A 9,870-nucleotide genomic window follows, 5' to 3' on the forward strand; every position below is an offset into this window, starting at 1 on the left:
CCCGAGGAGGCAGGTTGTCCCGGAGAAGTGTTCTCCGCACTCCTTTTGCGTGGCGGTGCGGGTAGCGGAACCTCAGACGCCGTCTGAGCTGCGGGATCCCAGACTCATGTATGACCAATACACAGCGCTGGGGCTGTCCTCGTCAGACGACGCCTGAGAACCCGCGGCGGCGCAAGCGCCGAGGGCGGGCTAAACGCCTCCGGCGTTTCAAAAAATTTCTTCACCACTGGATGACGTACGGGCGGCCGGTGCGCTTGAAGTGCCCGACGTTGACGCATTCGGTGCGGCCGATGCGGACCCGCTGCGCCAGCGGCTGGTGGACGTGCCCGAACAGCGACCAGCGCGGCTGGTCGGTGGCGATCCGCTCGGCCAACGCCGCCGAGCCCAGCTCCGGCCGGCGGGCCATCACGTCGTAGGTCAGTTCCGGTACCGCGGGCGGCAGGTGGGTGCAGAGGACGTCCACTTCGGGCAGCTTCGCCAACGCGGCGTCGTAGTCCTCGGCGGTCCGCAGGTACGGCGTCCAGGCCGCGTTCTTGCGCAGGGCCGCGCCCGGCGGGAGCACGGTGCCGCCGACGAAACCGAAGGTCAGGCCGTCGATCTGCACGCTGTCGCCGTCGAGCACCTGCACCCCGGCCCCGGCGAACTCCGGCCACAGGTGCGGCGCGTCGACGTTGCCGGGCGTGGCGTAGGTGGGGGCGGGCAGCGCGCCGAACAGCTCGGCGTACTGCTCGCGCACGGCCTCCTCGACCACCTTCGCCGGGTCGTCCAGGCTCCCCCAGAGGGAGCGCACGTAGGCGCCGAACTCCGCGAGCTGCGGGCCGCGCCGCAGCTCGGCGAACCGGGCCACCTTCTCCGCGCCGAACACGCGGCCCAGGATCCCCCGGCCGTGGTCGTGGTAGTCCACGAAGTCGATCAGGTCGCCGAGCACCACGAGCGCATCGGCTCCATCACCCGCTCGTTTGAGCGCCTCGACGTTGCCGTGGACATCCGAAACGACGTGGACGCGCATCCAACTCCCATTCCCCGGCGGCTGCTGACCGAATCTAGACCGTTCTGAAACCTCCGCCCACCACCCGTGGCCCGAACAGCGCAATGCGGATCACCGACCGGAGTCGCTGGACCGATTCGGGTGGGTTCTAGTCTGTGCTGGCTGCTGCGGCGGGGACAAAGGGGACTACCGCTCAGTAACTATCAGCGTTAGGTTGTGCCCCACGGACTGGCGTGTTTTCGGAGGTTTCGACGTGCGAGAGTTCAGCGCACCAGCCACCACGGCGGTGGCCGATGACGAGAACCTCACCGACATGGTGTGGGCCAACGCGGAGCGCTTCGGGAGCACGGTGAGCTTCCGGCGCCGAGTGGACGGCACCTGGGTCGACGTCACCGCCGCTGACTTCGCCGCGCAGGTCCTGGCCGTGGCGAAGGGCCTGATGGCCAGCGGCTTGCAGCCGGGCGACCGGGTCGGGCTGATGTCCCGGACCCGATACGAGTGGAGCCTCCTGGACTTCGCGATCTGGACCGCGGGCTGCGTCACGGTCCCGATCTACGAGACCTCCTCGGCCGACCAGGCCGAGTGGATCCTCACCGACTCCGGCGCCAAGGCCGTCTTCGTGGAGACCGAAGCGCACCGCACCGAGGTGGACAGCGTCGTGGACCGGCTGCCCGAGGTCTCGCACGTGTGGCAGATCGAGGGGCCGAGCACCGGCGGCGCGGCGGCCGCGGTGGACGAGCTCACCGCGCTCGGCGCCGAGGTGGAGGACCGCGACGTGCACCTGCGCCGACGCGCGGTGGGTGCCGACGACCTGGCCACCCTGATCTACACCTCGGGCACCACCGGCCGCCCCAAGGGCTGCGTGCTGACCCACCGCAACGTGCTCGCCGAGGTGCGGGCCGACATCGAGGCGTTCCCGCAGCTGACCAAGCCGGGCAACTCGATGCTGATGTTCCTGCCGATGGCGCACGTGCTCGCCCGCGCGATCACCGTGATGTGCGTCTACGGCCGCGTCACCCTCGGGCACACCGGCGACGTCAAGGACCTGGTCAACGACCTCGGTTCGTTCCGGCCGACGTTCGTGCTCGCGGTGCCGCGGGTGTTCGAGAAGGTCTACAACACCGCCAAGCAGAAGGCGCACGGCAGCGGCAAGGGCAAGATCTTCGATGCCGCCGAGGACACCGCGGTCGCCTACAGCCGCGCCATGGACGCCGGCAACGCCGGGCTGGCGCTGAAGCTCAAGCACCTGGTGTTCGACAAGCTGGTCTACGGCAAGCTGCGGGCCGCGCTCGGCGGCCGGTGCATCGCGGCGGTCTCCGGCGGGGCTCCGCTCGGCGAGCGGCTGGCGCACTTCTTCCGCGGCATCGGCGTACCGGTGCTGGAGGGCTACGGGCTCACCGAGACCACCGCGGCGGCCGCGGTCAACGTGGAGACCGCGTTCAAGGTCGGCACCGTCGGCAAGCCGATCGCCGGGACCACGGTCCGCATCGCCGACGACGGCGAGGTGCTGGTCAAGGGCGACGTGGTGTTCCGCGAGTACTGGAACAACCCGCAGGCCACCAAGGAATCCCTCGAGGACGGCTGGTTCCACACCGGTGACCTGGGCTCGCTCGACGAGGACGGGTTCCTGCGGATCACCGGCCGCAAGAAGGAGATCATCGTCACCGCGGGCGGCAAGAACGTCGCCCCGGCGGTGCTCGAGGACGCGCTGCGGTCGCACCCGCTGATCAGCCAGTGCATGGTGGTCGGCGACAAGAAGCCGTTCATCGGCGCGCTGATCACCCTCGACCAGGAGTTCCTGCCGTCCTGGCTGGCCAACAACTCCCGCCCGGAGAACACCTCCCCGGCCGACCTGGTGGACGACCCGGACGTGCGCGCGGAAGTGCAGAAGGCGGTGGACGAGGCGAACAAGTCGGTGTCCCGGGCCGAGCAGATCAAGCAGTTCCGCATCCTGCCGACCGACTTCACCGAGGCCAGCGGCGAGATGACCCCGAGCCTCAAGCTCAAGCGCAACAAGGTGGCCCAGAACCACGCGGCCACCATCGAAGCCATCTACTCCTGATCCCTGCGCCTGTCTGAAGCACTCATTTTGCGTGGCGGTGCGGGTAGCGGAACCTCAGCGCCCGCCTGGACTCCGGGTGCCCGACTTGGCTCCAAGACCCGTGAGCGTTTTGGGTTGCTATGGCGACCCGAAGTGCTCACGGGTCTTTTGCGTCAGCCGAAGGTTCCGGGGAGGGACTCGGCCCAGTCGGCTTGGAGCTGAGCCGTCGTCTGGCCGGTTTCCTCGCGGAGGGCGGCGTCCACTTCGGCCGGTGAGCTGAGGGCCGCTACCCGGTGGTACAGGCGCACCACGTGCTGTTCGCCGAAGCGCTCGACCAGGTGGCGGACGAACGACCAGGACTGCTGGTAGGCCAGGTCCCGGCCGCGGTCGGCGTGGTGGAACTCGTCGTCGTCCGGCAGCTGCTCGGGCAGTCCACCGGCGCGCACCTGGCGGACCAGCTCCGGCGCCACCTCGCGCGGCGGCACCCCGCTGCTCCGGTAGCCGACGTAGTCGGCGAAGCCCTCCCGCATCCACATCGGCGAACCGTCCACTGTGTACGCCCGCGCGGCGATGTGGGTGATCTCGTGGCGCAGCAGCGCCTTCAGCGCGGCGTCGGACAACTCGTCGGCGGCGCGCGGGTCCAGCACCACGCGCGGCCCCTCCACCCGGCGCGCCGCGGTGTCCACCCGATCCGCCACGGCGACCGCCGCGATGCCGTTCAGCGCGAACCCGGGACCCACCACCGCCCTCAGCTCCTCGCGCGAGTCCGCGATCAGCACCCCCACCCGCTGGGACCAGCCGGTCCCCCACACCTCGGTCACATCGCGGATCACGGCGTCGAGCTGCCGCGCCACCCGCTCGACCGGTTCCCGGCGGTGCCCGATCACCAGCCCGCCAGGGGTCCGCACGGCGTGGCACGGGCCGAAGTCCCAAGGACCGCGCCACCGGTGCGCACCCGCGTCGTCGGCCACGTACCAGGAACCGCCCCGGCGCACGAAGGACTGCTCGACCGGCTGCTCGGTCGGCACGCTGTCCACCCCGGCCAGCGCGTAGCGCAGCGAAACGCCCGGCGCCCAGGTCTCGCCGGTTCCGGTGGCCGGCGGCTCGGTCTCCGCCTCCAGCCGGTACGACCACTCGGTGAACGGGATCGCCGCCAGGTTCCGGAACCACTGCAGCTGCCGCTGCCGGAAGTCCGCCGGGGCCTGCGGGTCCACTGTGGCCGCGAAGGCCGATTCGTCCCGGCCCCGGATCGCGGCAGCGCGCTGCGCCAGCAGCTGCCGCACCGCGGATTCGTGCGCGGGCACGGGACTTGCCAGCCGGACCTGCCCGAGGACGTGGGACGTCTCCGGTGTCGCGGGCAGTCCGATCGCCATCACCCCGGCCAGCACCGCACCGGAGGCGGTGGCCGCCAGCCACCCGCGGAAGCTCCCCGAGCCCAGCACGGAGCGCATGTTAGGACCGGGGACATTTCGGACATCGCCCGGGTCCGCGGAAAAGCAGTCGGGGCCGACGCGCAGTGCGCGCCGGCCCCGATCAGGTCAGCGAATCTCAGCCCGCGACGCGGCGGATCGAGTTCACCGGACCGATGCTCTGGTAGCTCGACACCTTGACGACGTCGCCCTCGGTCGGGGCGTGCACCGCCTTGCCGTTGCCGATGTAGATCGCCACGTGGCTGACCGGGCTGTAGTAGAAGATCAGGTCGCCCGGCTTCAGGTCGCCGGCGGACACCGCCCGACCCTGGTTCACCTGGGTCTTGGTCGAGCCGCCGAGGCTGACGCCGGCCTGCTTGTACGCCCAGTAGGTCAGCCCGGAGCAGTCGAAGCTCGACGGCCCCTTGGCACCCCACACGTACGGCGAGCCCTGCTTGCCCAGCGCCGCGTTGACGGCCTGGATCGCGGCACCAGCACCCGCGATCGAGCCGACGCCGGTCTCGCCGTCGGACTTCAGCGAGTCCTGCTCCGCGCCGGAGAGCTCCTTGTAGCGCGCCTGGACCTTCTTGATCTGCGCGTCCATCTCCTTGGACTTGTTCTGGAAGTCCTGGAAGATGCGAGCGGAGTCGATCTCGGCCTGCGCAGCCCGGTTGCGGGCGTCCTGCGCGGCGCGCTCAGCGGCCTCGGCCTGGCTGCGGGCCGAGGAGAGGGCCTTGACCGCGTCGTTGTTGTCCTTCGCCAGCGCGTCCAGCGCGGAAGCGCGGTTGAGGAAGTCCTCCGGCGTCTCGCTCACCAGCAGCGCGGACAGCTTGTTCAGCCGGGCGCCCTGGTAGGAGGCGTGGGTCAGCTGGTCGACCTGGCCGCGGAACTTCTCCTCGTCGAGCCGGGCCTGGTTGGCGACCTGCTCGGCCTGCGCCGCCTCGTCGTTGGCGCGCTTGAGCTCGTCTTCCTTGGCCTGGTGGTCGTCCTCGGCCTTCTTCGTGTCCTCGGTGAGCTGCTCCGCTTGGTGCTGCAGCTCGCGGACCTGCTTGGCCGCGTCCGAGGCGTTGTCGGGAAGTGGTGGGTCTGCGAGAGCCGGTCCGGAGGACATACCAACGACGGCGACGACCGCGGTCGCGGTCAGTGCTCCTCGCAGAGATCGCTTAAGTCGGTGCGACGCCACGTCGCGCACTGCTCCTTCTGCTTCTCCACCCGCTTACCTTCCGGATGCCCCCGTATCCGGCTTGGCCGACTCCCCGACAAGTCGTTCAGCGGTGCCCCGCGGGCCGCCCGTTCTGGGCAACTGATCGCCGCGAGGTCCCGAGTAGGTTACGAAAGGTGAGGCCGGAGGTCCAGAAGCGGGGTCCAAATTTTGTGCATGTCGGCACAAGACCTCTAACGGAGGAGAGTCGCTTGCTCACTGTGACGAACATTCCAGTCGCATAAGCTGGAATTGTGAAGATCACCGTCACCCGATCGAGAGATCCACTTCACCGACGTGATCGATTATGAGATCGGCCACTCCCGCCCGATCGCTGAGCGGTCGATCCGGTCGCCGAAGGGTCAAACCCTGTTCAACCGCGCCAACAACATCGCCGAGGGAACCGCGTAGGCGCCGCGCCGCTGCACCGAGGTGACCACTGCCCGGTCCGAGGTCGCCACCACCACCTGGCGCCCCTTCGGCTCGGCCGAGACCAGGTCCCGGATCACGTCGTCGGCCTGCACGCCGGGTTCGCTGAACAGCACCCGCACCCCGCGCGGCCCAGCGGTCGGCACGGCCAGCACGTCAGCGCCGTCGAAGACGACCGTGACCTCCGCACCGGTCCGCGCGGACAGCGCCGCGAGCTGGTGCGCCAGCCGGTCGCGCTGATCGGACAGCGGCAGCTCCGGATACCCGGTCTTGGTCACGTTGTAGCCGTCCACGATGAGGTGCACGGCGGGCAACCCCAGCAACCGGTCCAGCGCGGCCACGTCCGGAACATCACCGGTCGCCCCCGAATGCGCCCGCACCCGCTGCACGACGTCCGCGGGCCGGGGCCCGCTCCCGCTCGCGCCGAGCTCCCGCCGCAGGCCGCCCACGGCGCCCTCCAGCGTCTCCAGCAGCAGCGCCAAGCGCACCTCGTCGCCCTGACGGGCTTCTCGGGCGCTCTGCCGCGCCACCTCGACCTCGGCGCTCGCGCGCTCCGCGCGCCGCCGCTCCTCCTGCGCTCGCGCCCGCTCCCGATCGCGCTCCGCGGCGATCTCCGCGATCGCCGCATCTCGCTCCGCGCGCATCGCGGTCAGCTCGCCGTCCGCCCGCTCCGCGGCGTCCTTGGCCTCCTTGAGCCGCACGCCCTGCTCGCGGAGCCGCTTGCGCAGCCGGTCGGCTTCGGAGCTGGTCTCCTCCCCCACCCGGTCCGCGGCTCGGCGGGCTTCGGCGAGCTCGCCGCGCAGCCGGTCCGCTTCGGCCGTCAGGCGTTCGACCCGCGCCACCGCGGAGTCGCGCTCGCTGCGCAGCTGTCCCTGCTCGGTGCGGAACGAGATCAGCTCCGCGTAGTGCGGCGCGATCGGCGAGCCCTGCAGCGCCGCCGCAGCGGCCACCACGATCGGGTCCGGGTCGTCGAGGGCGAGCGCTCCCGGGCGGTGGTTGTGGCACCAGTCCACCACCGCGGTGCGGAACACCCCGGAGTCGCGCAGTGCGGCGAGCAGGGCCGGTTGCCCGAGCTTGGCGCGCTTGGCCGGGGCGAACTTGACCACCGGGCGCAGCTGCGCGGGGACGTCGGTGTGCCGCATCTCCCCCAGCGCTCCCGCGGCCAGTTCGGCGAGCCGGGCGCGCAGCGGCGCGGCCAGCTCGTCCCACTCCACGGGCGACCCGACACCGGTCTGCTGTGCACTGTCCACAGCAGACTCCTCAGGTTCTGGGGTCTCTCCCGACCCCGGCATCGGTGGCGCCACCCCCACAGGCTAATGGCCGGGTGCCCAGGTGCCCGCATCCACCGCGCTGTCGGTAGCGGGACGTAACGTGACCGCCGATGTCCGCGCACCCGCAGTTGTCCTTCGACGAGATCTTGACCAGCGAGGAAGTCCCGCTGCACGAGGTGACCTTCGTCGTCGTCGACCTGGAGACCACCGGTGGTGATCGCGGGCAGGACGCGGTGACCGAGATCGGTGCGGTCAAGATCCGCGGCGGTGAGGTGCTCGGCGAGTTCGCCACCCTGGTCAACCCGGAGCGCGGCATCCCGCCCGCGGTCGTGACGATCACCGGCATCACCGAGGCGATGGTCGTCGACGCGCCCCGCATGGATTCGGTGCTGCCCGCGTTCCTGGAGTTCAGCCGCGGCTGCGTGCTGGTGGCGCACAACGCGCCGTTCGACGTGGGGTTCCTGCGGGCCAACTGCGAACGGCTCGGCCTGCGCTGGCCGAAACCGCAGGTCGTGGACACCGTCCGGCTGGCCCGCCGGGTGCTGACCAGGGACGAGACGCCCAACTACAAGCTCGGCACGCTCGCCCGCGTCCTCAACGCCCGGACCGAACCGGTGCACCGGGCGCTGGACGACGCCCGCGCCACCGTCGACGTGCTGCACTCCCTGCTGGAACGCGTCGGCGCGCTCGGCCTGCGCACGCTGGACGACCTGCTCAGCCACCTGCCCGACGTCACCCCGCAGCAGCGCGGCAAGCGCGGGCTCGCCGACGGGCTGCCGAACTCGCCCGGGGTGTACCTGTTCCGCGGCCCCAAGGACGAGGTGCTCTACGTGGGCACCGCGACCGATCTGCGGCGCCGGGTCCGCCAGTACTTCACCGCGGGTGAGCGGCGCAGCCGCGTCAAGGAGATGGTGGCGATCGCCGAGCGCGTCGACCACGTCGAATGCGCGCACCCGCTGGAGGCCGAAGTCCGCGAGCTCCGGCTGCTCGCCGCGCACCAACCGCGCTACAACCGCCGTTCGAAGAACCCTCAGCGCGCCTGGTGGGTGGTGCTGACCGACGAGCCGTTCCCGCGCCTGTCGATCGTGCGCACCCCGAAACCGGACGCCCTGGGCCCGTTCAACTCCCGCAACGCCGCCAGCGACGCCGTCGAAGCACTCCAGGAGGTGACCGCGGTGCGCCGGTGCACGGAACGCATCTCCGCGCGCGACCCGCGAGGACGGCCATGCGCCTTGTACGAACTGGGACGCTGCGGTGCGCCCTGCGCGGGCCGGCAGAGCGCTGAGGAGTACGAGCCCGAGGTGATCTCCATCCGGGAGGTCATCGGCGGCCGCAGCTCCGTTCTGCTCGAACGCCTGCGGGACGAGCTCGACCGCCTCTCGACCGCCCAGCGCTTCGAGGACGCCGCCGCCCACCGCGACCAGCTAGCCGCACTGGTGCGCTCGCTGGACCGCGGACAGCGGCTGTCCGCGCTGACGGCCGTCGAGGAGCTGATCGCGGCCCGGCCGGACGGTCGCGGCGGCTGGCACCTGTCGGTGATCCGCCACGGCAAGCTGGCGGCAGCGGGCAACGCCCGGCGCGGCGTGCGCCCGATGCCCGTCGTCGACCTGCTGCGGGCATCGGCGGAAACCGTCATCCCGGGTGCAGGACCACTGCGCGGCACCACCGCCGACGAAGCACGGGTCGTCTACCGCTGGCTGACCACCGGCGGCACCCGCATGGTCCGATGCTCCACCCCGTGGCACGAACCCGCGGGTGCGGCAGGCTCCTGGCAGACCTGGCTGGACAAGGCCATCAACGGCCGAACCGCCTACGCCGCCATCGACTGATCCCCCGGCCGGCACAACGCAATTTCAATGGAAATCAGACGTCCGATTTCCATTGAAGTTGCGGAAGAACTCCACAGACCGGGCGAGTTGTCCACATCCGTCGGCGTGTCCGGCGCCCGACACGCCGTGGGAGCACAGTTTCAATTGAAACTGCGGAACTCCGGGACGGGTCAGGCCGTCATGTCGAGGCTGGCAATGACCTTGGTCGGGCGGATGCGGACCACCAGCTCGCCCGGCACGCCGTTGCGGCGGCCGAACTCCTCTGCCCGGTCCTCACCCATGTAGCGGCCGCCGAGGCGGGTCGCGGTGCGCAGCAGTTCCGCCGGGTCCTCGGAGGTCTCCGCGATGCCCTGGACCTGGACGAAGCCGAACGGCGGCTCGGGCAGGTCCGCGCACAGCACCACCCGCGGATCCCGGGCGATCGCCCGCCCCTTCGCGGTGTCCTTGCCGGTGTTGAAGACGATCTCGTCGCCCTCCAGGAAGAACCACACCGGCGCCACCAGCGGACGTCCGTCGCTCGCGGTGAAACCGAGCATGCCGGTGCGGGTGCCCGCCTCGAGGAAGGCGCGGATCTCGGGATCGCTGATCGAAGTCACCCGGCCAAGGTAAGCGCCCGGCTCGCGGTGTCCTCGATCGACACGATGCCTTCGGTCATCGCCGCCACCGTCTGGGCCAGCGAGAACAAGTCGCCGAGGGCCTCCC

General features: G+C 70.7%; 7 protein-coding genes. 2 read left to right on the forward strand and 5 right to left on the reverse strand.

Annotated elements, in window-relative coordinates; translation table 11 throughout:
* Positions 1 to 220: 220 nt before the first annotated feature.
* Positions 221 to 1,009: a metallophosphoesterase family protein gene (locus ABTZ89_RS07250; protein WP_351041291.1), complete on the reverse strand. Its 789-nt coding sequence runs from the start codon at positions 1,007 to 1,009 to the stop codon at positions 221 to 223.
* 232 nt (positions 1,010 to 1,241) lie between these two features.
* Here ABTZ89_RS07250 and ABTZ89_RS07255 point away from each other — a divergent pair, with 232 nt between their 5' ends.
* Positions 1,242 to 3,050, forward strand: a complete 1,809-nt coding sequence (locus ABTZ89_RS07255; protein ID WP_351041294.1) for an AMP-dependent synthetase/ligase — start codon at positions 1,242 to 1,244, stop codon at positions 3,048 to 3,050.
* Positions 3,051 to 3,202: 152 nt separating this feature from the next.
* Here the strand turns inward: ABTZ89_RS07255 and ABTZ89_RS07260 are convergent, their stop codons facing one another.
* From ABTZ89_RS07260 to ABTZ89_RS07270, 3 genes are all read right to left on the reverse strand, one after another.
* Positions 3,203 to 4,480, reverse strand: coding sequence for a M48 family metalloprotease (locus ABTZ89_RS07260; protein ID WP_351041297.1), 1,278 nt, complete (start codon positions 4,478 to 4,480; stop codon positions 3,203 to 3,205).
* 97 nt (positions 4,481 to 4,577) lie between these two features.
* The gene (locus ABTZ89_RS07265) at positions 4,578 to 5,549 is read right to left on the reverse strand and encodes a C40 family peptidase (RefSeq protein ID WP_270949439.1); all 972 of its coding nucleotides are present in this window, start codon (positions 5,547 to 5,549) and stop codon (positions 4,578 to 4,580) included.
* A 452-nt stretch (positions 5,550 to 6,001) separates the two neighbouring features.
* Positions 6,002 to 7,360: an NYN domain-containing protein gene (locus ABTZ89_RS07270; RefSeq protein WP_502949517.1), complete on the reverse strand. Its 1,359-nt coding sequence runs from the start codon at positions 7,358 to 7,360 to the stop codon at positions 6,002 to 6,004.
* An 89-nt stretch (positions 7,361 to 7,449) separates the two neighbouring features.
* Here ABTZ89_RS07270 and ABTZ89_RS07275 point away from each other — a divergent pair, with 89 nt between their 5' ends.
* On the forward strand, positions 7,450 to 9,168 hold the full coding sequence (locus tag ABTZ89_RS07275; protein ID WP_351041304.1) for a DEDD exonuclease domain-containing protein: 1,719 nt from the start codon (positions 7,450 to 7,452) through the stop codon (positions 9,166 to 9,168).
* A gap of 170 nt (positions 9,169 to 9,338) precedes the next feature.
* Here the strand turns inward: ABTZ89_RS07275 and ABTZ89_RS07280 are convergent, their stop codons facing one another.
* Positions 9,339 to 9,764 carry a PPOX class F420-dependent oxidoreductase gene (locus ABTZ89_RS07280; protein WP_270949442.1) on the reverse strand — a complete coding sequence of 142 codons (426 nt, stop codon included), beginning with the start codon at positions 9,762 to 9,764 and terminating at the stop codon, positions 9,339 to 9,341.
* Between the last annotated feature and the right edge of the window lie 106 nt (positions 9,765 to 9,870).

It is taken from the genome of Saccharopolyspora sp. NPDC002686, from assembly GCF_040295745.1.
Lineage (GTDB): Bacteria > Actinomycetota > Actinomycetes > Mycobacteriales > Pseudonocardiaceae > Saccharopolyspora > Saccharopolyspora oryzae.